The 20,863-nt window shown below is 48.1% G+C and carries 26 protein-coding genes and 1 riboswitch; of the genes, 20 read left to right on the top strand and 6 right to left on the bottom strand.

Annotation, left to right across the window (positions count from 1 at the left end):
* Positions 1 to 21: 21 nt before the first annotated feature.
* The 12 genes from sufC to B3S86_RS10435 all read left to right on the top strand — a co-directional run bounded on the left by sufC (position 22) and on the right by B3S86_RS10435 (position 11,343).
* Entirely contained in the window at positions 22 to 807 is a 786-nt protein-coding gene (sufC, locus tag B3S86_RS10490) for a Fe-S cluster assembly ATPase SufC (protein ID WP_023469158.1), read from the top strand.
* 18 nt (positions 808 to 825) lie between these two features.
* On the top strand, positions 826 to 2,103 hold the full coding sequence (sufD, locus tag B3S86_RS10485; RefSeq protein ID WP_023469157.1) for a Fe-S cluster assembly protein SufD: 1,278 nt from the start codon (positions 826 to 828) through the stop codon (positions 2,101 to 2,103).
* A 1-nt stretch (position 2,104) separates the two neighbouring features.
* The gene (locus B3S86_RS10480; RefSeq protein ID WP_290752241.1) at positions 2,105 to 3,328 is read left to right on the top strand and encodes a cysteine desulfurase; all 1,224 of its coding nucleotides are present in this window, start codon (positions 2,105 to 2,107) and stop codon (positions 3,326 to 3,328) included.
* On the top strand, positions 3,318 to 3,752 hold the full coding sequence (gene sufU, locus B3S86_RS10475) for a Fe-S cluster assembly sulfur transfer protein SufU (protein ID WP_023469155.1): 435 nt from the start codon (positions 3,318 to 3,320) through the stop codon (positions 3,750 to 3,752). The genes B3S86_RS10480 and sufU overlap by 11 nt, the downstream gene beginning before the upstream one ends.
* Before the next feature lie 36 nt (positions 3,753 to 3,788).
* The gene (sufB, locus tag B3S86_RS10470; RefSeq protein ID WP_023469154.1) at positions 3,789 to 5,186 is read left to right on the top strand and encodes a Fe-S cluster assembly protein SufB; all 1,398 of its coding nucleotides are present in this window, start codon (positions 3,789 to 3,791) and stop codon (positions 5,184 to 5,186) included.
* A gap of 85 nt (positions 5,187 to 5,271) precedes the next feature.
* A complete protein-coding gene (locus B3S86_RS10465) occupies positions 5,272 to 5,823 on the top strand; it encodes a dihydrofolate reductase family protein (RefSeq protein ID WP_290752238.1) in 552 nt (183 codons plus the stop codon).
* 146 nt (positions 5,824 to 5,969) lie between these two features.
* Positions 5,970 to 7,043 (top strand): acyltransferase, encoded by a 1,074-nt coding sequence (locus B3S86_RS10460; RefSeq protein ID WP_035406017.1) that lies wholly within the window; start codon positions 5,970 to 5,972, stop codon positions 7,041 to 7,043.
* Positions 7,044 to 7,211: 168 nt separating this feature from the next.
* A complete protein-coding gene (locus B3S86_RS10455; protein WP_290752231.1) occupies positions 7,212 to 8,054 on the top strand; it encodes a DUF72 domain-containing protein in 843 nt (280 codons plus the stop codon).
* A gap of 21 nt (positions 8,055 to 8,075) precedes the next feature.
* Entirely contained in the window at positions 8,076 to 9,377 is a 1,302-nt protein-coding gene (locus B3S86_RS10450) for a bifunctional metallophosphatase/5'-nucleotidase (RefSeq protein WP_035406022.1), read from the top strand.
* Between the two features lie 61 nt (positions 9,378 to 9,438).
* The gene (gene lipA, locus B3S86_RS10445) at positions 9,439 to 10,338 is read left to right on the top strand and encodes a lipoyl synthase (RefSeq protein ID WP_035406024.1); all 900 of its coding nucleotides are present in this window, start codon (positions 9,439 to 9,441) and stop codon (positions 10,336 to 10,338) included.
* Positions 10,339 to 10,433: 95 nt separating this feature from the next.
* Positions 10,434 to 10,811, top strand: coding sequence for a YutD family protein (locus tag B3S86_RS10440; protein WP_056062847.1), 378 nt, complete (start codon positions 10,434 to 10,436; stop codon positions 10,809 to 10,811).
* An 85-nt stretch (positions 10,812 to 10,896) separates the two neighbouring features.
* On the top strand, positions 10,897 to 11,343 hold the full coding sequence (locus tag B3S86_RS10435; protein ID WP_290752223.1) for a general stress protein: 447 nt from the start codon (positions 10,897 to 10,899) through the stop codon (positions 11,341 to 11,343).
* Between the two features lie 35 nt (positions 11,344 to 11,378).
* Here B3S86_RS10435 and B3S86_RS10430 read toward each other — a convergent pair whose 3' ends face one another.
* Together B3S86_RS10430 and glpX are read right to left on the bottom strand one after the other, a co-directional pair.
* Complete coding sequence (locus B3S86_RS10430) at positions 11,379 to 11,654, bottom strand: DUF3055 domain-containing protein (RefSeq protein WP_023469147.1); 276 nt, start codon at positions 11,652 to 11,654, stop codon at positions 11,379 to 11,381.
* Between the two features lie 35 nt (positions 11,655 to 11,689).
* Positions 11,690 to 12,670: a class II fructose-bisphosphatase gene (gene glpX, locus B3S86_RS10425; RefSeq protein WP_035406031.1), complete on the bottom strand. Its 981-nt coding sequence runs from the start codon at positions 12,668 to 12,670 to the stop codon at positions 11,690 to 11,692.
* A gap of 151 nt (positions 12,671 to 12,821) precedes the next feature.
* Between glpX and B3S86_RS10420 the strand changes: the two genes are divergently transcribed.
* Positions 12,822 to 13,265 carry a DUF86 domain-containing protein gene (locus B3S86_RS10420; protein ID WP_290752216.1) on the top strand — a complete coding sequence of 148 codons (444 nt, stop codon included), beginning with the start codon at positions 12,822 to 12,824 and terminating at the stop codon, positions 13,263 to 13,265.
* 6 nt (positions 13,266 to 13,271) lie between these two features.
* Positions 13,272 to 14,036, top strand: coding sequence for a TIGR01457 family HAD-type hydrolase (locus B3S86_RS10415; protein WP_023469144.1), 765 nt, complete (start codon positions 13,272 to 13,274; stop codon positions 14,034 to 14,036).
* Between the two features lie 42 nt (positions 14,037 to 14,078).
* Here B3S86_RS10415 and B3S86_RS10410 read toward each other — a convergent pair whose 3' ends face one another.
* A complete protein-coding gene (locus tag B3S86_RS10410) occupies positions 14,079 to 14,306 on the bottom strand; it encodes a NifU family protein (protein ID WP_012371190.1) in 228 nt (75 codons plus the stop codon).
* A gap of 109 nt (positions 14,307 to 14,415) precedes the next feature.
* Here B3S86_RS10410 and B3S86_RS10405 point away from each other — a divergent pair, with 109 nt between their 5' ends.
* Positions 14,416 to 14,712: a DUF1462 family protein gene (locus tag B3S86_RS10405; RefSeq protein WP_035406035.1), complete on the top strand. Its 297-nt coding sequence runs from the start codon at positions 14,416 to 14,418 to the stop codon at positions 14,710 to 14,712.
* Between the two features lie 41 nt (positions 14,713 to 14,753).
* Here B3S86_RS10405 and B3S86_RS10400 read toward each other — a convergent pair whose 3' ends face one another.
* Positions 14,754 to 15,806 carry an NAD(P)/FAD-dependent oxidoreductase gene (locus B3S86_RS10400; RefSeq protein WP_290752211.1) on the bottom strand — a complete coding sequence of 351 codons (1,053 nt, stop codon included), beginning with the start codon at positions 15,804 to 15,806 and terminating at the stop codon, positions 14,754 to 14,756.
* 92 nt (positions 15,807 to 15,898) lie between these two features.
* Here B3S86_RS10400 and B3S86_RS10395 point away from each other — a divergent pair, with 92 nt between their 5' ends.
* Complete coding sequence (locus tag B3S86_RS10395) at positions 15,899 to 16,132, top strand: YuzB family protein (protein WP_023469141.1); 234 nt, start codon at positions 15,899 to 15,901, stop codon at positions 16,130 to 16,132.
* A 76-nt stretch (positions 16,133 to 16,208) separates the two neighbouring features.
* Here B3S86_RS10395 and B3S86_RS10390 read toward each other — a convergent pair whose 3' ends face one another.
* A complete protein-coding gene (locus B3S86_RS10390; RefSeq protein WP_029342415.1) occupies positions 16,209 to 16,775 on the bottom strand; it encodes an ECF transporter S component in 567 nt (188 codons plus the stop codon).
* Positions 16,776 to 16,929: 154 nt separating this feature from the next.
* Positions 16,930 to 17,072: riboswitch (FMN riboswitch) on the bottom strand.
* A 111-nt stretch (positions 17,073 to 17,183) separates the two neighbouring features.
* On the opposite strand from B3S86_RS10390, the gene B3S86_RS10385 reads away from it, so the two are divergent.
* The 4 genes from B3S86_RS10385 to B3S86_RS10370 all read left to right on the top strand — a co-directional run bounded on the left by B3S86_RS10385 (position 17,184) and on the right by B3S86_RS10370 (position 19,507).
* Positions 17,184 to 17,534 (top strand): HesB/IscA family protein, encoded by a 351-nt coding sequence (locus B3S86_RS10385; RefSeq protein WP_029342414.1) that lies wholly within the window; start codon positions 17,184 to 17,186, stop codon positions 17,532 to 17,534.
* A 118-nt stretch (positions 17,535 to 17,652) separates the two neighbouring features.
* Positions 17,653 to 18,519, top strand: coding sequence for an NAD-dependent epimerase/dehydratase family protein (locus B3S86_RS10380; RefSeq protein ID WP_290752208.1), 867 nt, complete (start codon positions 17,653 to 17,655; stop codon positions 18,517 to 18,519).
* A complete protein-coding gene (locus B3S86_RS10375; protein ID WP_290752205.1) occupies positions 18,516 to 19,019 on the top strand; it encodes a GNAT family N-acetyltransferase in 504 nt (167 codons plus the stop codon). Before B3S86_RS10380 ends, B3S86_RS10375 begins: the two co-directional genes overlap by 4 nt.
* Complete coding sequence (locus B3S86_RS10370) at positions 19,016 to 19,507, top strand: GNAT family N-acetyltransferase (RefSeq protein ID WP_290752202.1); 492 nt, start codon at positions 19,016 to 19,018, stop codon at positions 19,505 to 19,507. The genes B3S86_RS10375 and B3S86_RS10370 overlap by 4 nt, the downstream gene beginning before the upstream one ends.
* 241 nt (positions 19,508 to 19,748) lie before the next feature.
* Here B3S86_RS10370 and B3S86_RS10365 read toward each other — a convergent pair whose 3' ends face one another.
* Positions 19,749 to 20,747 carry an NAD(P)/FAD-dependent oxidoreductase gene (locus B3S86_RS10365; protein WP_290752199.1) on the bottom strand — a complete coding sequence of 333 codons (999 nt, stop codon included), beginning with the start codon at positions 20,745 to 20,747 and terminating at the stop codon, positions 19,749 to 19,751.
* Between the last annotated feature and the right edge of the window lie 116 nt (positions 20,748 to 20,863).

The raw sequence follows: 20,863 nt of genomic DNA, 5'->3' as shown, positions 1-20,863 counted from the left end.
AATAGATGGAGGGATTCTAACATGAAGGCTTCACACTTGAAGATTGAAGATCTACACGTCGCGATCGACGGCAAGGAAATCTTGAAAGGCGTCAACTTGGAAATCAAAGGCGGGGAAATCCACGCGGTCATGGGACCAAACGGGACAGGTAAATCAACACTCGCATCAGCATTGATGGGTCACCCATCGTACGAAGTGACATCTGGTTCAGTCACACTCGACGGCGAAGACGTCCTCGACATGGAAGTCGATGAACGCGCACAAGCAGGTATGTTCCTCGCAATGCAGTACCCAAGCGAAATCAGTGGTGTTACGAACTCAGACTTCCTTCGTTCAGCAATCAACTCGCGTCGTGAAGAAGGCGATGAAATCTCACTCATGAAATTCATCCGTGAACTTGATTCACAAATGGGTCTTCTCGAGATGCCTTCAGAAATGGCACACCGTTACCTCAACGAAGGTTTCTCTGGTGGAGAAAAGAAACGTAACGAAATTCTTCAGATGATGATGCTTAAACCAGCAATCGCGATTCTCGATGAAATCGATTCAGGTCTTGATATCGATGCACTTAAAGTCGTTGCAAAAGGTGTCAACGAAATGCGTTCACCTGAATTCGGCTGCTTGATCATCACGCACTATCAACGTCTCTTGAACTATATCGAGCCAGACTTCATCCACATCATGATGGGCGGAAAAATCGTCATGTCTGGCGGTAAAGAACTCGCACATCGTCTCGAAGCAGAAGGTTATGACTGGGTTAAAAAAGAACTCGGCATCGAAGACGTCGAAATCGAAACAAAAGCGTAAGACGAGGGAGGAAGCATGATGACTGTAGAACTGAATCTTGCAGTAAATCGCGAGGCAGTGGCAGAACGTGCGACTCGCTTAGGGGAACCATCTTGGATGGTCGCAAAGCGTCAAGACGCGCTTGATCTTGCCCCAACGCTCGCATTGCCAAAAGTAGAAAAAATCAAGATCGAAGGCTGGAACTTCACAGAAGGTACGACGGAACTTGAAACCGTCACTGGTCTTTCTTCAGATATCGAAGCATTGATCGGCGAAAACCGTGATCATATGCTCGTCACGCGTAACGGACAACTCGTCCACGCGCAAAACAGTGAAGCGGCGAACGGCGTCATCTTCACGACGCTCGAAGACGCATTAAAACAACACCCGGAACTCGTCGAGAAGTACTTCATGACGGAAGGTGTTCAAGTCAACGAAGATCGTCTTGCGGCATTAAACGCAGCACTTCGTAACGGCGGTACGTTCCTTTATGTACCAAAAGGCGTCAAGCTGTCTGTACCGATGCAAGCAATCTACACGCTTGAGCAATCAGGCGCTGCCCTTTACCATCACGCAATCATCGTTGCAGATGCTGACAGCGAATTGACGTATATCGAAAACTTCGTCTCTTACGGTGACGAAGCGCATAACGTCAACGTCGTCACAGAAGTATTCGTCGAAGACAACGCAAAAGTTCTCTTTGGTGGTGTAGATACACTATCTAAGGGTGCCATCACGTATATGAACCGTCGCGGTGTCGTCAAACAAGGCGCGAAGCTCGAATGGGCACTCGGTCACATGAATGACGGTCACACGGTCACAGAAACAAAAACACACCTCGTCGGAAACGATTCGTTCTCAGATACGAAAGCCGTTACGGTCGGTCGTGGAGAGCAAAAACAAAACTTCAACGTCCGTACGGACCATTTCGGTAAAGGATCAGAAGGTTTCATCTTGATCCACGGTGTCCAAAAAGACGCAGCAACATCAATCTTCAACGGAACGTCGATGATCCATCACGGCGCTTCGAAATCAAACGGCGTTCAAACGGAACGTGTCCTCATGTTGTCGGAAAAGGCACGTGGTGATGCAAACCCGATCCTCTTAATCGATGAGGATGACGTCATGGCAGGACACGCGGCATCTGTCGGTCGTGTCGATGAACTACAACTCTACTACTTGATGAGCCGTGGTCTTTCACGGAAGGAAGCAGAACGCCTCGTCGTTCACGGATTCCTCCAGCCAGTCGTCTCGGAACTTGCGATTGACTCGGTGAAAGAACGTCTCGTTCAAGTCATCGAAGGGAAAGTAAACTAATATGGGAATCGATGCATCCATCCGCAATCAGTTTCCGATCCTCGACCAACAGGTCAACGACCGGAAACTCGTCTATCTCGATAGTGCGGCCTCTTCGCAGAAGCCGCTCGTCGTCATCAATGCGATTGACGACTACTATAAGACGATTCATTCGAATGTGCACCGTGGCGTCCATACGCTCGGAACACGAGCGACGGATGCGTACGAAGGTGCGCGTGAGAACGTTCGTCGTTTCATCCAGGCGCAACACCATGAAGAAATTATCTTTACCCGCGGCACGACGACGGCGATCAACATCGTCGCGTCAAGCTACGGCATGGAGCATGTCGAAGAAGGCGACGAAATCGTCGTCACGTACCTCGAACACCATGCGAATCTCATTCCGTGGCAACAAGTCGCTAAACGCAAAAAAGCGAAGTTGAAATACGTTGATTTGACAGCGGATGGTCGCGTGACGGTCGAAGCGGTCGAAGCACAACTGTCTGACCGGACGAAAATCGTCGCGATGGCACACGTCTCGAACGTTCTCGGTACAATCAATCCGATCAAAGAAGTCGCTCGTCTTGCGCACGCTCGTGGTGCCGTCATGGTCGTCGATGCTGCGCAAAGTGCACCACACCAACGGATTAATGTCACGGATCTCGATTGTGACTTCCTCGCTTTCTCCGCACACAAGATGTGTGGTCCGACAGGCGTTGGTGTTCTTTACGGGAAAAAGGCATTACTCAATGGGATGGAACCGGTCGAATTCGGTGGTGAGATGATTGATTACGTTGGTCTTGAAGAGTCGACGTTCAAACCGTCTCCATATCGTTTCGAAGCGGGTACACCGATCATTGCAGGTGCCGTTGGTTTATCGGCAGCGATTGATTTCTTAGAAGAGATTGGTCTAGAGAACGTCGAAGCACACGAACGTGAACTCGCGCAGTATGCGATGGCACAAATGCGTGACATCGACGGACTCACGATTTACGGTCCGGAAGAACGCGTTGGACTCGTCACGTTCAATCTCGGTGATGTCCATGCACATGACGTCGCAACCGTCCTTGATATGCAGGGAATCGCGGTTCGCGCCGGTCACCACTGTGCACAGCCCTTGATGCGTTGGCTCGGAGCGAGCTCGACGGCTCGCGCTAGCTTCTATCTCTACAACACGAAAGAAGAGGTTGACGCACTCGTGACAGGACTTCGCCAAACGAAGGAGTATTTCAGTCATGGATTTTAACAATCTCGATCACTTGTATCGTCAAGTGATCATGGATCACTATAAAACTCCCCGAAATCGCGGTGCGATCGAGGGGGGCGTCACGATCGACATGAACAATCCGACGTGCGGCGACACGATTCGTCTCCAGCTCGCGATTGAAGACGATGTCGTCCGTGATGCGAAATTTGACGGGGAGGGCTGCTCGATCAGCATGGCGTCTGCTTCAATGATGACGCAACTCGTCAAAGGTAAGACTATCGAAGAAGCCTTACGACTCGCGGATATCTTTTCGGACATGGTCCAAGGAAAAGACTATGACGACGAATCGTTCGACCTCGGGGACGTCGAGGCACTCTCGGGTGTCACGAAATTCCCGGCACGCATCAAATGTGCGACACTTGCCTGGAAGGCGCTCGAACGCGGCGTAGAAGAAGGGAAGTAAACTTCGGTCACAAGCAAGTAAGAGGAGGAAATGAACATGGCAAAGAACATGCCGGAAATTGGCGATTATAAATATGGTTTCCACGATCGCGATATCTCGATCTTCCGTTCTGGACGTGGCTTGACGACTGAAGTCGTCGAAACGATCTCGAAAATGAAGGAAGAACCACAATGGATGCTTGATTTCCGTTTGAAATCACTCAAGATCTTCAACGAACAAGCAATGCCAGCGTGGGGTGGCGATCTCTCAGAATTGAACTTCGACGATATCACTTACTACGTTAAGCCGTCTGAACGTGCAGAGAAATCGTGGGATGAAGTACCGGAAGAAATCAAACGTACGTTTGACAAACTCGGTATCCCAGAAGCAGAGCAAAAATACTTGGCAGGTGTCTCGGCTCAGTACGAGTCAGAGGTTGTCTATCACAACATGAAGGAAGACCTCGAAGAAATCGGTGTCGTCTTCAAAGATACAGATACAGCCTTAAAAGAGAACGAAGATATCTTCCGTGAGTACTTCGGAAAATTAATCCCGCCAACAGACAACAAGTTCGCAGCCTTGAACACAGCGGTCTGGTCAGGTGGATCGTTCATCTACGTACCAAAAGGCGTCAAGGTCGACACGCCGCTTCAAGCCTACTTCCGGATCAACTCGGAAAACATGGGTCAATTCGAGCGGACGTTGATCATCGTTGATGACGAAGCATCGGTTCACTACGTCGAAGGATGTACAGCACCGGTCTACACGACGAACTCGCTTCACTCAGCGGTCGTTGAGATCTTCATCAACAAGAACGCTTACTGCCGTTATACAACGATCCAAAACTGGGCGAACAACGTCTACAACCTCGTTACGAAGCGTGCGATCTGTGAAGCTGGCGCAACGATGGAATGGGTCGATGGTAACATCGGTTCGAAACTGACGATGAAATACCCAGCCGTCATCCTCAAAGGTGAAGGTTCACGTGGTATGACATTGTCAATCGCAATCGCAGGTAAAGGTCAACACCAAGATGCGGGTGCGAAGATGATTCACTTAGCACCGAACACATCGTCGACGATCGTCTCGAAGTCGATCTCAAAACACGGTGGTAAAGTCACGTACCGCGGTATCGTTCACTTCGGACGTAAAGCGACAGGTGCACGTTCGAACATCGAATGTGATACGCTCATCATGGATAACCAATCGACGTCGGATACGATTCCGTACAACGAAATCCTCAACGATAACATTTCGCTCGAGCACGAAGCGAAAGTCTCGAAGGTCTCGGAAGAGCAATTGTTCTACCTCATGAGCCGCGGGATCTCACAAGAGGAAGCAACGGAAATGATCGTTATGGGCTTCATCGAGCCATTCACAAAAGAACTTCCAATGGAATATGCGGTCGAAATGAACCGTCTCATCAAGTTCGAGATGGAAGGTTCAATCGGATAATTCGTCTTACTCTCTCATCTGCGGATGAGGGAGTTTTTTCATGACTTGAGGAAAACGGGTATAGAGTGAAAAAGGAGGGGTTACTATGCGTGATATCGTTTATTCCTTTCAAGTCTCGCTTGACGGTTATATCGAGGATGCGTCAGGCAGCATCGATTTCGCTTCACCGGATGCGGAACTGCATCAGTACTTCAACGATTATGAGAGAGCGTTCGATACCCATGTCTATGGACGTCGTTTGTATGAAATGATGCAGTACTGGGAGACAGCGGATCAAGAAGACGAGCCGATCATCGTTGAGTATGCGAAAACGTGGCAGGCGCTTGAGAAGATCGTCTTCTCGCGAACGCTCGACGCTGTCGAAGGAAAGGCGCGTCTAGCGACCACGTCGCTTACCGAGGAACTTCAAGCACTAAAATCCCTACCTGGGAAGCAGATTGCGATCGGGGGAGCGACGCTTGCTGCTGAAGCGATTGAGCTTGGACTCGTCGATCGCTATCATGTTGTGATCTATCCTGTTCTACTCGGAGATGGGAAACGAATGTATCCAGTGTTTGATCAATCACAAGCGCTACGGTTAGTCGAGACACACGTCTTTAAATCGGGATGTATCGCGTTAGCTTACGAAAAAATCTAGTCTTTATAAAAAGAGTCTCTTATTTCAAAAGAGATTCTTTTTTTTGTGACATTCAATAAAATTTGGATATTTTCATTTAATATGGGCGAAAATAGATTATAATAACTTTTGTAAAAAATCTATAAAACTGATTAAGGTGTGAAAAAATGAAATTTTATCAGGAAATTCCAGTCATTCGATCGATTGCGGCAATTTTGGTCGTCGCTGTCCATGTCATCGCTGGTCTCTATTATTCCCAAGGAGAATTTACAAACGAGGCAATCGGTTATATCAACCAGTTTGCTCGAATCGGTACGCCGATTTTTGCCATCATCAGTGCTTTTCTATTGATGTCGATGGTCCAGCGCAAAGGATTTAATCTTGGAACATTCGTTAAATCGCGTTTTTCTAAAATTTTCATCCCTTATCTGATTTGGAGTACCGTCTATCTCGTGTATCGTTTTCATGTAGAAGATAGTTTGAAGCCGGGTGTGCCGTTATCGGAGTACTTCCTTTATGGAACGGCGAACTTCCATTTGTACTTCATTTTGACTGTGCTTCAGTTTTATGTCGTCTTTCCATTTCTCGTAAGATTCAAGAAAGGAACCATGCTACTTGTTGCAACAGTGGTTGCGATGGGCGTCAACTATTTCTGGCTGACGTCAGGAAGCTTAACGACGAATAACGACTTCCTCAATCAAGTCGTCAACAGTCGCTCTTTCTTACTTAACTGGATCGCGTATTTCATGATGGGAATTACATACGCTGTTTATTATGAAGAAATACAACAGATTCTAAAACGTCATCGGACGATCTTGTTGCTCATCAGTGGATTGATTTTAGTTGATATTTGGGTCAGTATTGATTTGAACCGAATTTATACTTCTACGAATCTTGCGAACCTCGTGTATATCCCGTTCGTTCTTGTCGTTTTGAATTATGCTTTTCAATATGTGCAGAGAGATGCGACAGCAATGCGACTCTTTCAAACGATTGGAACACATTCGATGGGCATCTATCTGATTCATCCGCTCGTCATCCGCGGAATCGGTCGAACAGATCTCTTTGCTTACTTCGACTCTGCGAGTATGTTCGTTTGTGCGATGATCGTCACGCTTGCAGCTTCGATTTCTGTATCGTATGTCATCAGTCTATTGCCCTACGGTAACTATATCGTTCCGGTACCGAAACGAAGAGCGCCTGCTCCAAAAATCGTTGAGGCACAGACTTCTGCTTCATAATGAAAATCGTTAACTAGACATCCTTTTCCTTCCTGCATGAGTAGGGAGGAGAGGGATGTCTTTTTTCTGAAAAAAGAGTGTTTGCTTAGGAAGCATTGAAGAAGAAATCCTGGATTCTGCTATGCTATGATGAATAGGTAGAATAGAACACGCGAGGGGGAAGAGAGCATGATATATATCGGTGTCACGGGCTGGGGAGATCATGATAGTCTCTACTTGACCCCGCAAGATCGAAAAGAAAAACTAGCTGCCTATGCTGGGCACTTTCCAGCAGTTGAGGTCGACTCGACGTTCTATGCGATTCAACCAGAACGAAACTATGAGAAATGGGTATCTGAGACACCGGACGGTTTCCGCTTCATCATTAAGGTCCACCGCGCGATGAGTGGGCACGACCGGGAAAATAAAGATCCGCTCGGACCAATTTTTGAACAATATATCACGTCGATTGAACCGATGCGTAAGAGTGGAAAAATTGCGGCAATCCTTGTCCAACTTCCACCATGGTTCGATGTCAGTAAATTGCACTTGGAATACTTGCAAACGATCCGAAAATCGCTTGCTGGACTGCCAGTCGCGATCGAATTCCGAAATCCATCGTGGTACTCGGAAGCCTATCGTGAGCGGACGCTCCGTTTTTTGAAGGAACATCAGTTCATCCATACGATTTGTGATGAACCGCAGACGGAAGACGGTTCCGTACCATTCGTACCTGTCGTGACGCAGGAGACGGCATTCATTCGATTACATGGACGAAACAAGGCCGGTTGGTTAAAGAAACCGGGTCAAAGTAGTGACGATTGGCGAAAAGTCCGCTGTCTCTATCGTTACTCAGAAGATGAGCTACAGGAACTTGCAAGTCACGTCCGCGACGTTGCAGCGGAAGCAAAGGATGTCTATGTCTTTTTCAATAACAACTCAGCAGGAGATGCTGCCCCGAATGCGAAACGATTAATCGAAATTCTTGATCTCGACTATGAACTCGCGCCGCGACAAATCTCTTTGTTTTAAATCATCAAGGGGGGCTTCTGCATGAAGTTACACATCATTCACTATAATGATTTGCACTCACACTTCGACATGTGGCCTCGCTACATGTCATTCGTCAAGGAACACCGGACGTATGATTCGCTTGTTTTTGATTTAGGCGATCATGCTGACCGTGTCGATCCAGCGACGGAAGCGACAAAAGGAAAAATTAATACGCATTTATTGAACGCGTTGATGCCGACTGCTGTGACGATCGGAAACAATGAAGGGATTACGTTTCCGCACGACTGGTTAGCAGACCTCTATACGGAAGCAGACTTTCCAGTCCTTGTCTCGAATTTAGAAGCACCATTCGCTAAGCAAGGTGTCATTCATGAGTTACCGACGGGAAAAGTCGGTGTTTTTGGTCTGACGGCACCTTATATTGAACTATACGGATTACTCGGTTGGACGATCGAAGAACCATTTGACGTCGCGGCGCGCGAGATCGAACGTTTGCGCCAGGAAGTCGACGTCCTGATTTGTTTAAGTCACCTCGGATTTTATCAGGATGAAGAACTTGCGATGCGCTTTCCAGAACTTGATTTAATCATCGGTGCGCATACGCATCATGTCCTCGATGATGGTGTCGTCAAGAACGGTGTCTTAATCACGCAAGCCGGAAAACACGGTCAGTATGCGGGTGAGATTTATATGAATACGGATACGGGTGAGAAAGAAGCAGTACTTCATTCCCTACACGATTACGTTGAGGATGAGGCGACAGCGAAATTACTCGATCGAGAACAATATCTGGCGGAACAACAGATGAAGGAACCGATTGGCGAGACAGCGGGTCTAGCCAATGATTGGTTCAGTGAGTCGCCGTTTTCACAGTTGCTCGTCGAGACGATGCGCGACTGGTGTGAGGCAGATATCGCTTGTGTACCAGCCGGTATTCTGCTCGGGTCGCTTCCACCAGGTCCCGTCTCTGCCTTTGATTTACATCGACTCTGTCCACATCCGATCAATCCTTGTAAAGTCACGATGACAGGAATGGAATTACAAACATTCCTCGATGAAGTCAACAAAGAACAGTTCGAGCACTTAAAGGTTCGTGGTCTTGGATTCCGAGGAAAGTTGATGGGACGGATGCATTATGCTGGTTTGGCGGATCATCAACCGCTTGAGCTAACACGCGATTATTCTGTCGTCTTGCCGGATATGTTTACGTTCGGTCCATTATTCCCGGCCATCAAAGAGATGCCAAAAGAATATTTCATGCCTGAATTGTTGCGTGATTTGTTGTTTGAACGCTTATCGGAGAAGTCGGAATATAATGAATTGCATGTTCGCAAACCCTGATTGTTTGTTATACTAAAGCAGACTTAATTGACTTTTTGGGGATGAAGGGGGAAGCGAAACCATGGGACGCGGAGAAATCCAACGTAAACCGGAATGGTTGAAAATCAAGCTGAATACGAATGAGACCTACACAGAATTAAAGAGTATGATGCGCGAGAAAAAGCTACATACTGTCTGTGAGGAAGCAAAGTGTCCGAATATCCACGAGTGTTGGGCGGTACGCCGGACGGCGACGTTCATGATCCTCGGAAGTATCTGTACACGTGCGTGCCGTTTTTGCGCCGTGACGACAGGACGTCCGAACGAACTCGATCTCGAAGAACCAAAACGTGTCGCGGAATCGGTCCGTTTGATGAACCTGAAGCACGCGGTCATCACAGCGGTCGCACGCGATGATCTGAATGATTTCGGAGCAGGCGTTTACGCTGAGACGGTTCGTGAAGTTCGTCGGATGAACCCGGAGACATCAATCGAAGTCTTACCTTCAGACATGGGTGGGAATTTCGAAGCTCTGAAAACATTGATTGACGCACAACCAGACATTATGAACCATAACATCGAGACGGTTCGCCGTCTGACGCCGACTGTTCGTGCAAAAGCCACATACGACCGGACGCTTGAATTCCTTCGTCGTTCGAAGGAGCTCGCACCTGAAATTCCAACGAAGTCGAGCTTGATGCTTGGTCTTGGTGAGACATGGGAAGAGATTCTCGAAACGATGGATGATCTTCGCGCAAACAACGTCGACATCATGACGATCGGTCAGTATCTCCAACCGACGAAAAAGCACCTCGACGTCATCAAGTACTATACACCGCAAGAATTCGCTGAACTGAAACAGATTGCGCTTGGTAAAGGCTTCTCACACTGTGAAGCTGGTCCACTCGTTCGTTCATCGTATCATGCAGATGAGCAAGTCAACGCAGCGAAAAAGAATAAAACAGCACTTCCGATCGACTAACGATCAACGACCGTTCGAGCAGCTGACTCGGACGGTTTTTCGTCTGTCAGGAGAAATGGAATATGCTATGATAAGAACAGCAGGAGGTGGGAATAATGATACAAGTCAATCGGGAACGTTATGAAGTCGTCGAAGAGAAACGGGAAGGCTTTAATGAAGAAGCCTTCATCGGTCGTTTCAGCGATGTCCTTGAAAAATATGATTATATCGTGGGCGACTGGGGGCACGGTCAATTACGACTACGTGGCTTCTATGAGGATCAACACGAGAAAGCGACATTCGATACAAAGATTTCGCATGTGGCTGATTATCTCTACGAATACTGTAACTTCGGATGTGCCTATTTCATCGTCAAGAAGGTCGGATTGGTAGAAGGAGAAGAAGCACCACCTCGCTTCGACGGTTCTTCATCCAATACGTTGAAGTTGAAACGGAAGTTCGCACCTGCACCAGACAAGACGGAAGGCGAGTAATCAAACTGTCATACAGAAAAGCGTTTTTATTGGAAGGAATTCGGCTATTACTATAAGTATCACGTACCTATAGGAGGAATCATCCATGCGAATCGTTGGAATTTACTCATCCGTACCAGAAGTCGTCAGTGCCGTGCACGATCTCCGTGTTGCGGGTGTCGTCTCGACTGATTTAAAAGTCTTAGCACACGACAAATACGATCTCGAACAAATAGAGGAATTGGCGGATCTAAACAACCAACAGACATCCACGCGTCTATCGCAGGAAGATCATCGTAATCTATGGCAGGAAATCAAGAGTATCTTCAAAAAAGATGAATCGGTCTCTCATGGAGATGTCATCCACGGAAGTGGCTTGACGAAGGAAGACGTCGATCGTGCGAATCATGCAGTCGAAAGCGGTCAATTCGTGTTACTTGTCGGTGATGAAGCGGATCAGCATTCAGAGCGCCGTGCTCATGACGAGTCAGATAATACGAATGTCTTTAGCGGACCGAACACATTAAATGAACGAAACGATCGTCTCTTATAAGACAAAAAAGCCTTCGTCCGCGACGAAGGCTTTTTTCATAGACCGATATAAGCGCGAAGATACATTTCGAGTTCCGTTGCCGCATCGTCTTCGACGTCAAACGCTGTTGCGATGTAGCCGGGTTCATCGAAATCATCCGCGCCGATGATTGCATAGCGATTCGATAAGAGATTCAAGACGAGAATCTTACCGTAAAAATGTTCCGAATGCGTGATGGCGAGATCAAACCGACTGGCTTCTCCAATCCAACTGACGAAGCGTGTCTTCGTTTGTTCGACATCATCGTATAAAAAATCACGTTCTTCCATCATTCAGCTTCCCTCATTTCCCTAACGTCTGTTTCAGATTAAAGGGTTTGGGGGACTTTTTGCAAGTATGGTTTACGCGATAAGCTATGCTCGGCGATCACTTTTCGGATTGTCCGTGTTTTCGAACGCATGACGAGAGATGTCGTTTCAACGATATCATCCGTCAAGAACTTCACGCCATCGAGCATTTCGCCTGTCGTGACGCCTGTTGCTGCGAAGATGCAGTCGTCGCTTTTGATCAGGTCGTCGAGCGTTAAGAGTTGAAGTGGATCCGCTAGACCCATTCGGATGACGCGAGCTGTTTCTTCTTCGTTCAATGGATGTAAGCGTGCTTGCATATCGCCACCCATCGCTTTGACGGCAGCAGCCGTGATGACACCTTCAGGCGCACCGCCTGTTCCGATGAAGATATCAATTCCTGTCGCAGGAGAAAGTGGTGCGATTCCAGCTGAGACATCACCGTCTTCAAACAGACGGACGCGTGCGCCCATCCGCATCGCTGCTTCGCGGAAATGATCATGACGTGGACGGTCTTGCATGATGACCGTGACGTCCTCGATCCGTTTATTGTTATATTGTGCTGCCTTTTCGATGATGACTTCAAGCGGGTCGTCGAGTGAGACGTGCCCTTTCAAGTTCGGTCCGACTGTTAATTTATCCATATACATATCGGGTGCGTGGAGCAGGGCGCCTTGATCGGCGACGGCGATGACGACCATCGCATTGCCAAGTCCTTTAGCGACGATGTTCGTTCCTTCGAGCGGATCGACGGCGATATCAACGATTGGACCGTTCGCTGTTCCGACACGTTCGCCGATGAAGAGCATCGGTGCTTCGTCGAGCTCGCCTTCACCGATGACGACTGTTCCGTTCATGTTGACCGTGTTCAAGACTTCGCGCATCGCAGTCGTTGCTGCGTCATCCGCTTCATTTTTCTTACCGCGACCAATCCATTGAGCAGAAGCTAGTGCTGCTGCTTCCGTAGCGCGTACGATTTCCAGTGCGAGTTCCCGTTCCATGTATATAACCTCCACGTCACCAATGTGACATACTATTTTCAGCAAAAATCTAAATTGAGGATAACACATTGGGGAATGTGATGCAAATGACCTTTCTGCTTTTCAGGATTGCTGGATAACGATAAAATGGAGAATGTGAGGGGGAATGAAGATGTATTTCGTCAATCGTCAAAAAATCGAAGAGACGGTCGTCTGTTATGAGACAGCACTTCGACAAAGTAAGGAAATTACGGGGGATCCGGTGACGACGGCACTGGCTATGGAGCGGATCGGTTTTTTAGTCATCGAGAGTGTCATCGATATCGGAAACAGTATGATTGATGGATTCATCATGCGGGATCCGGGAAGTTATGAAGATATCATCCTCATCCTAGAAGATGAGAAGGTGATTGATGGACCGCTTGCGACGAGTCTGAAAAAGCTCGTTGCGTTACGTACGTTGATCGTCCGGTCATTCACACAGTCGAGTATGGCGGAGATTCGGGCGATACTTGAGACAGAGGAAGCAGAACTACGTCGTTTTCCGGAAGCGATTCGCCGGTATATCGAGACAGAACTCGGACCGGTGTCTGCATTTTTACCAAACGAGGAGTGAGTCAGGATGAAGGCAAAAGGCTATTTATTTGATTTAGATGGAACGATGTATAACGGAACGGAACCGGTAAAAGAAGCGGTCGATTTCGTCAATCGTCTGCAAGCAGAGGGCATTCCGTACTTGTTCGTGACGAATAACGCGTCGATGACGGCAGAAGCCGTGGCAGAGAAACTACGCGGGATGGGTGTTCATTCCGATGCGAAACACGTTTTGACGAGTGCGATGGCGACTGGTCGTTATATTGCTGACCTGTCACCAAAAGCGCGCGTCTATGCGATCGGAGAAACAGGACTGATCGACGCGCTTGAACGAGAAGGGTTAGACGTCGTCGCAACCGAAGCGGCAGATTACGTCGTCATCGGTCTCGATCGTCAAATCACGTACGAAAAACTCGCTGTTGGTGCACTTGCGATTCGTGCCGGTGCCCGGTTTATTTCAACGAACGGTGATATCGCGATTCCGACCGAACGTGGTTTCCTGCCAGGTAATGGTGCTTTGACGTCCGTCCTGCGCGTGACGACGGAGAAGGAACCGTTCTTCATCGGTAAACCAGAACCAGTCATGGTCGATATCGCGACAGAAATGATTGGTCTGTCAAAAGAAGACGTCATCATGGTCGGAGACAACTACCATACGGACATTCTTTTCGGGATCAATGGAGGTATCCGGACGATGCACGTCAATTCTGGCGTCCATACACCAGTCTTCATTCAAGGGCAGGATCGTCAACCGACATACATGGTTGATACGTTAGCTGAATGGATTCTATGAATCAAAAAATCCCGAACGAGAATTCGTTCGGGATTTCATGTATTAGAAGACTTGTTCGACTTCGACGACGCCAGCGACTTCTTCAAGAAGGGCACGTTCGATACCGGCCTTCAATGTGATTGTTGAACTTGGGCAGCTACCACAAGCTCCCATCAAACGGAGTTTTACGATTCCGTCTTCTACATCTACGAGTTCAACGTCTCCTCCATCACGAAGAAGGAACGGACGCAATTTTTCAAGAACTTCATTCACTTGATCAAACATTTCCATGCGTAAACACATCCTTTCGTATAGTTTCATTGTAACAGGGTTGAAAAATGTTCTCAATCTGGAAAACTTGTATACTAAAGAGGAGTGAATTGAAAAGGGGGACTTCAAGATGGAAATCACGGTTTACGGAACAGCGGTCACCTGTCCGAGTTGTGTCGGGGCACCTAGCTCGGAAGAGACATTCAGTTGGCTACAAGCCGTCCTCGGGCGGAAATATGAGCAAGCGATGACGCTTCGCTATGTTGATTTCGAGACAGCAACATCAGATCAATGGACGGAAGCGCTGAAAGAGGATGTCTATTTTTATCCACTGATCGTGCTCGATGATGAGATGATTGATGAGGGGTACGTCAAACTCAAGACGATCACAGCGGCAATCGATGCGAAGCTGAATCAGGCGGGATGAACGAAAAAGAGGTATCCCAAAGCTTGGGACACCTCTTTTGCTCATTTAATCTTTTTGTGTTTCCATAAGACACCGGACTTCAAGAGACGTGGGACTTTCCCCGTCAGTGCTTGTTTGCCCATGACGATTCCGAAACCATCTGATTTTCCGAGTGAACCGAGCATCCCGCGCAGTTTAATTTCTGGCAGCTTCGGTAATTTCTTTCCTTGCCACTTGGCTTGTAAGACATCGACGACTTGTTCTGCCTGATGTTCTGCGAGTTGACCACTTGGTGCATACGGTAGACTTGCACAATCACCGATGACGAAGACGTTATCGTATTCCGGTACGTGATGATGTTCCGTCAATTTGATCCGACCGCCACTATCCGCAGCAAAGCCGAGATCGCGTACAACTTTGACCGGCTGCGTACCAGCTGTCCAAATCGTTAAGTCGGATGGATACGTATCGTCGCCGTTTCGCACATCGTCCGCTGTGACGAGCGTGACATTCGAGTTGTTGATGACTTCAACATCATGTTCCTCGAACCATTCCTGAACGTAAGACGAGACTTTATCGGATAAGAACGACAAGACGGATGGACCGCGGTCGAATAGACGAATCGTCAAATCCTTCCGGCTCTCATGTAGTTCACTGGCGAGTTCGACACCAGATAGACCAGCACCGACGATCGAGACAACGGATTCCGGTGACAGACCATAAATCGCTTGTTGTGTCTTCCGTGATTCTTCTAGTGTCTGGATGCTGTATGTAAATTCTTGAGCACCCGGAATGTTGTGGTATTTATCCTCGCAACCGAGGGCGATGATTAAGTCATCATAGAATAATTCTGATCCGTCCTGCAGATGGACTGTATTCGTCTCTGGTGAGATTTTGATGACATGTCCATATTTATAGGTAAGATGTTTCCCCTCCGGAAATTCAATCCGGACATCCCGATCTGATAATGTACCTGCTGCGAGTGCGTAGTATTCCGTTTTGAGTGCGTGGTACGGTAGACGGTCGACGAGCGTGACGGCAACTTCCTCGTCCTTGAATCGCTCACAAATCCGCATTCCACCATAACCTCCGCCGAGTACGACCAACTGCTTCATAACGTAAAATCCCCCTTAGTTCCCCTAAATCAGTCTGACCTTGTATAATACGACATGAGGCAGGTCGTTTCCTGCTTGAAGGAGGAAAAAAAGTGAATCCGATTATTGAATTTTGTATTAGTAACTTAGCGGCTGGTACACAGGTCGTCATGGAGCAACTTGAACGTGACCCGAATGTTGACGTCGTCGAATACGGTTGCCTCGGTTATTGCGGGATTTGTTCGCTTGACCATTTTTGTCTCGTAGATGGTGAGACCGTCGTAGGTGAAACGCCGGAAGAGTTGCTTGAAAAGATTTATCTGAAAATCGAAGAGAATGAGCTGTGAGCATGGACGGCCAAAAAATCCCCTCGTTCGTCTGAACGAGGGGATTCGTGTCCGTCAGCGGGCGCAGCTTTTCGGATCAGGCAGATTGTTGGCGGCGCATCATCCATGGGCGTAGTTTCAAGAACAATGGAATGAAGAGTGCCGAGATGAACAAAGCCTTGATGACGTTAAACGGTAAGATACCGGCAGTGATCGCTGTCCATTTGACAGCTGGATCCGCCATGTAATCCATACCGAGGAACCATGCATACGCTGGAAGGATCAAGATATAGTTGAGGATCGCAAGACCGAGTGCCATCGTGATCGTACCAGCGACGAGACCAGTTGCGAGACCTTGTGTTGATTTCTTTTTGTGGTAGAACCAGCTGACAGGTAGTACGAATGCGACGCCTGCAGCGAAGTTCGCGAATTCTCCGACCGGAACACCACTTCCGCGGAAGATGTAGTATAACACGTTCTTCAATGCTTCGACGATGACACCTGCGACCGGTGAGAACATGATCGCTGCGACAAGAGCAGGAACATCACTGAAGTCGATCTTCAGATAGTTTGGTAAGAACGGTAGTGGAAAATTGATAAGCATAAGAACAAATGAGATTGAACCTAACATTGACAGAGTGACCATTTTTTGTGTGCGTTTCATACGAGTATTGTCTCCTTTTGCTCGTTCCTCTCGATGAAGTATTGGCATGACTGCGACCATAAAGAAACCCCTATTGATCAGATCAACAGGGGAGAAGTCCGCATTAAATAAACCTAATCGATTATTGCAAAATCGATCAAATTCAAACTCATGCCGCCATCTTCTCCCATCCAGACTGTACTGTCGGCTCCTGAATTACACAGAATCAGCAAATAGCGCCCTATTCGCTCGCGGGCTTCAACTTAAAAAGAGTTGTTTACCGCCGGTCGGGAATTTCACCCTGCCCTGAAGATGGAACGATTATTTTATTGTACATACCATTTATACAACGAATTCAAGATAGTTTCAAGCAACTAGGTTTCGATTCGCTCAGAAGTTGCGTATACTAAAGAAAAGGAAGGTGATGACATGATCCATTTAACGGAGGCAGCAGCGCTACAAGTCCAGGACATGATGGCGCAGGCACCAGCAGATGAACGAAATCTTCGGATGCTCGTCCAAGGTGGTGGATGTAGTGGTCTGTCGTACGGAATGGGATTCGATCAACAAAAAGAAACGGATCTCGTTTTTGAACAGCACGGCGTGACCGTCATCGTGGACGAAAAGGATTATCCGGTCGTCAAAGGACTGGAAATCGATTATAAACAGTCAATGCTCGGCGGCGGATTCACGATCACGAATCCGAATGCCATCGCAACGTGTGGTTGCGGAACATCATTCCGGACAGCAACGAATGCTGGGACACCGGGTGGCTGTTAATGAATCCAATCGTGGACATCGTCCACGATTTTTTTGTTGCTCTCATACAGGAGACTTGTTGAGTTTACTCGAAATATTACAGAGAGTGAATGCTACTACGAACAGGGAGGGCTTCAGGATGAGAAAAGTATTGATCTTCGGGGGGACACGCTATTTCGGACGACGCTTAGCAATTCGTTTAGCCGATTCGGGGGATGATGTGACGATCGTCACACGCGGTGAGCATACTCCACCCGTCGCGAAGGGCTTGACATTTTTTAAAGGAGACCGAACGTCAAGTAGTACGATGAAGGATCTAAGTCAACAGCACTGGGATGTCATCTATGACAACATCTGCTTCACGCCGTATCAAGCCAAGCTCGCGATCGACGCGTTTGAAGGAAAAGTCGGACGCTATGTGTTGACGTCGACGATGTCTGTTTATGAAGACGGTGGTGCGAAGATCACGGAACGCGCCTACAATCCGTTTCCCGGGAAATATGATCTTGAGAAGGAACATGGGTATGGCGAAGGAAAGCGCCAAGCGGAGAGTTATTTCTTCCAACGCGCGACCTTCCCTGTCGTTGCCGTTCGTTTTCCTGTTGTCCTCGGGCCAGACGATTATACGGAACGACTTGTCTTCCATATCAAACGCGCGCTTGACGGTCGTCCGATTATCGCTGAAAACAACTATGCGAAGATGGGCTACATCTCAAGTTATGAAGCCGCTGCCTTTCTTGAGTGGTGTGGTCGTTCGGAATTGACAGGACCAATCAACGCTGCGAGTGACGGCGTCCTATCGATTCAAGACCTGATGGATAAAATCGACCATATTGCGGGAACGACGAGCCAAATCGTCGCAAAAGGAGAGGATGAATCGCCACTTGCGCCAGAACGCGATTTCTATATGGACACGACAGCTGCGAAAGAAGCGGGCTATCTGTTCCAACATATCGATGACTGGCTCGATCGTTTGATTGAAGAGGAGGTGCGCAATCACCAATGATGCAGTTGATGAAACCAACTCTTGCGTGGGAAACGGAGTACCGCGCCTTTTTAGAAGACTGGCGAGAGTCAGGCGAAACGATCGTACCGGAAGCGGTCGGGGATACGTATGAACCGCTCGCTACCTATTTCGCGGAGCTTAAAGAAATGGAAACGACAGTCAGAGAAGGTCTTGTCACGCATTCGACGTACTGGATGGTTGATGGACAACGAATTGTCGGCGCACTGAACTTCCGGCATGATTTAACGGAGAACTTGAAGTTGTATGGTGGACATATCGGATACGGGATCCGACCATCTGAGCGTCAGAAAGGGTATGCGACGACAGGTCTTCAGCTTGCGCTTGAAGAAGCACGTCAGCGTGGACTTGATCAAGTGCTATTGACGTGTGGTGTTGATAATCTCGCATCACGTCGTGTCATCTTAGCGAACGGCGGACAGGAAATCGAACCAACTGTTCGCAATGGACGCGAGACACGTCGCTTCATTATCCCGTTATGAGAATTCGTGAAGCACGTCTTGAAGATGCGTCGACTATTGCGCGCGTTCATATCGATGCCTGGCGGGAGACGTATCAAGGGATCATCCCTGACTCTTATTTAGCACAGTTGTCTTACGAGAAACGGACGAAACAATGGGAGCAGACGTTAGTCGATCAGCGCGTGTATGTTGTGGAGTTAGAAGACGAAGTCGTTGGCTTTGCGCAAGGTGGACCAAATCGAAGGGATGCGCGTGAAGGAGAACTCTACGCGATTTATGTTTTGCGAGCTTCTCAAGGGCATGGGCTCGGGAAGGCATTGTTTCAACGTATCATCGAGGACTTGGCGGAATACGAGTCAATGCAGGTTTCTGTCTTGCGGGATAATCCGGCGTGCCAGTTTTACGAGCGATTCGGCGGTCAGCTCTTCGAAGAATCGATGATTGAGCGTGGTGGGGTGGAACTCGTGCAGCGGGTTTACCGGATGCCTGTTAAAAGATCATTCGTATGAAATCGGACGTTTCAACATCTTCGCTTTCCTCAGGCGGGATGTAAGCCGCGCCAGTTCCCATTCCATGTGATCTGTCGGGTCTTCCTTATCCCTGACGGAAGCACACATCGTGCTTCCTTTTCCTGTAGGAGTCAAAGATGTTTGGTCACGTCCTAGGTGTGATTCCATCAAAATAAGAGGTCGGACTCCGGTATGTTATCCAGAATTCGACCTCTTATTTGTTTGCAGCCATTCATTTATCTCAAGAATGATTCGTTACTTTTTCGAACAGACTCGTCGAGTGTTGCGGGTGACGAGCCGATGGATCGACAAGAAGTTTCGCCTGGTTGACGGCAATCGGTGCTTCACCGAAGCCTGTTGCGATCAATTTGACGCGTCCTTCGTAAGTCGCAATATCTCCACAAGCGAAGACGCCCGGAATCGCAGTCTCCATCTTCGAGTTGACGCGAATCGAATTGCGTTCGAACTCGACTTCCCATTCTTTGATCGGTCCGAGTGACGAGACGAAACCAAAGTTGCAGACGACATCGTCAGCAGCAACGACGACGACTTCGCCACTTTCAGCATGTTTGAACGTCATCGTCTCGATGTGCGTCTCACCTGTGACCGATTCGAGCGTATACGGCGTCATGACGTTAACGGATGAGTCATGTAATAGTTCGACCGAATGTTCATGGGCACGGAACTTATCGCGACGGTGGACGAGCGTGACAGATTTGGCAATCGGTTCAAGCATCAATGACCAGTCGACTGCTGAATCGCCACCACCAAGCAGGACGACTTGACGATCCTTGAAACGTTCCATGTCGTTGACGAAATAGTGCAAGTTTGTTTCCTCGAAGCGTTCCGCGTCCGCGACACCGAGTGGGCGCGCAGCGAACGAACCGTTCCCTGCTGTCAAGATGACGGTCTTCGTATAATGCTCGCCTTTGTTCGTGACGAGGCGGATGATCCCATCATCCATCCGTTCATAAGCGATGACTGTCTCACCGAGCACATACGTCGGATCAAATTCATTCGCTTGTTCAAGTAGCCGATCGACTAGTTCCTGCGCTTTTACTTTTGGAAAACCGGCGATATCGTATATATATTTTTCAGGATAAAGCGTAGCGAGTTGACCACCTAATTGAGGTAGACTCTCGATGACCTTCGTCTTCATCTGGCGCATTCCTGAATAAAACGCGGTGAACAGTCCTACCGGACCGCCGCCGATGATCGTGACATCATATGGTTGGTACATCTGATTCCCTCCTAGCATTGGATAGGTCTATTATATAGGAAGTAGGGGGTTCAGGTGCAAGTACGGAACATCTCACATTTTTTTAAAGGAAATTACATTTTTCTTTTGCAATCATT

It is taken from the genome of Exiguobacterium sp. UBA3968, from assembly GCF_002385115.1.
Classification (GTDB): domain Bacteria; phylum Bacillota; class Bacilli; order Exiguobacteriales; family Exiguobacteriaceae; genus Exiguobacterium_A.
The sequence above is the reverse complement of the archived record's forward strand: the minus strand, read 5'-3'. Positions and strand labels throughout refer to the sequence as shown.

Bases quoted from the DNA above. Each gene is read 5' to 3' on its own strand.
- B3S86_RS10390 (WP_029342415.1), bottom strand. From the start codon at position 16,775: ATGAAACGCACACAAAAAATGGTCACTCTGTCAATGTTAGGTTCAATC.
- glpX (WP_035406031.1), bottom strand. From the start codon at position 12,670: ATGGAACGGGAACTCGCACTGGAAATCGTACGCGCTACGGAAGCAGCA.
- B3S86_RS10435 (WP_290752223.1), top strand. From the start codon at position 10,897: ATGCGAATCGTTGGAATTTACTCATCCGTACCAGAAGTCGTCAGTGCC.
- sufB (WP_023469154.1), top strand. From the start codon at position 3,789: ATGGCAAAGAACATGCCGGAAATTGGCGATTATAAATATGGTTTCCAC.
- sufU (WP_023469155.1), top strand. From the start codon at position 3,318: ATGGATTTTAACAATCTCGATCACTTGTATCGTCAAGTGATCATGGAT.
- lipA (WP_035406024.1), top strand. From the start codon at position 9,439: ATGGGACGCGGAGAAATCCAACGTAAACCGGAATGGTTGAAAATCAAG.
- B3S86_RS10385 (WP_029342414.1), top strand. From the start codon at position 17,184: ATGATCCATTTAACGGAGGCAGCAGCGCTACAAGTCCAGGACATGATG.
- B3S86_RS10365 (WP_290752199.1), bottom strand. From the start codon at position 20,747: ATGTACCAACCATATGATGTCACGATCATCGGCGGCGGTCCGGTAGGA.
- B3S86_RS10460 (WP_035406017.1), top strand. From the start codon at position 5,970: ATGAAATTTTATCAGGAAATTCCAGTCATTCGATCGATTGCGGCAATT.
- B3S86_RS10450 (WP_035406022.1), top strand. From the start codon at position 8,076: ATGAAGTTACACATCATTCACTATAATGATTTGCACTCACACTTCGAC.
- B3S86_RS10415 (WP_023469144.1), top strand. From the start codon at position 13,272: ATGAAGGCAAAAGGCTATTTATTTGATTTAGATGGAACGATGTATAAC.
- sufD (WP_023469157.1), top strand. From the start codon at position 826: ATGACTGTAGAACTGAATCTTGCAGTAAATCGCGAGGCAGTGGCAGAA.
- B3S86_RS10440 (WP_056062847.1), top strand. From the start codon at position 10,434: ATGATACAAGTCAATCGGGAACGTTATGAAGTCGTCGAAGAGAAACGG.
- B3S86_RS10405 (WP_035406035.1), top strand. From the start codon at position 14,416: ATGGAAATCACGGTTTACGGAACAGCGGTCACCTGTCCGAGTTGTGTC.
- B3S86_RS10420 (WP_290752216.1), top strand. From the start codon at position 12,822: ATGTATTTCGTCAATCGTCAAAAAATCGAAGAGACGGTCGTCTGTTAT.
- B3S86_RS10380 (WP_290752208.1), top strand. From the start codon at position 17,653: ATGAGAAAAGTATTGATCTTCGGGGGGACACGCTATTTCGGACGACGC.
- B3S86_RS10410 (WP_012371190.1), bottom strand. From the start codon at position 14,306: ATGGAAATGTTTGATCAAGTGAATGAAGTTCTTGAAAAATTGCGTCCG.
- B3S86_RS10370 (WP_290752202.1), top strand. From the start codon at position 19,016: ATGAGAATTCGTGAAGCACGTCTTGAAGATGCGTCGACTATTGCGCGC.
- B3S86_RS10400 (WP_290752211.1), bottom strand. From the start codon at position 15,806: ATGAAGCAGTTGGTCGTACTCGGCGGAGGTTATGGTGGAATGCGGATT.
- sufC (WP_023469158.1), top strand. From the start codon at position 22: ATGAAGGCTTCACACTTGAAGATTGAAGATCTACACGTCGCGATCGAC.
- B3S86_RS10465 (WP_290752238.1), top strand. From the start codon at position 5,272: ATGCGTGATATCGTTTATTCCTTTCAAGTCTCGCTTGACGGTTATATC.
- B3S86_RS10430 (WP_023469147.1), bottom strand. From the start codon at position 11,654: ATGATGGAAGAACGTGATTTTTTATACGATGATGTCGAACAAACGAAG.
- B3S86_RS10480 (WP_290752241.1), top strand. From the start codon at position 2,105: ATGGGAATCGATGCATCCATCCGCAATCAGTTTCCGATCCTCGACCAA.
- B3S86_RS10375 (WP_290752205.1), top strand. From the start codon at position 18,516: ATGATGCAGTTGATGAAACCAACTCTTGCGTGGGAAACGGAGTACCGC.
- B3S86_RS10455 (WP_290752231.1), top strand. From the start codon at position 7,212: ATGATATATATCGGTGTCACGGGCTGGGGAGATCATGATAGTCTCTAC.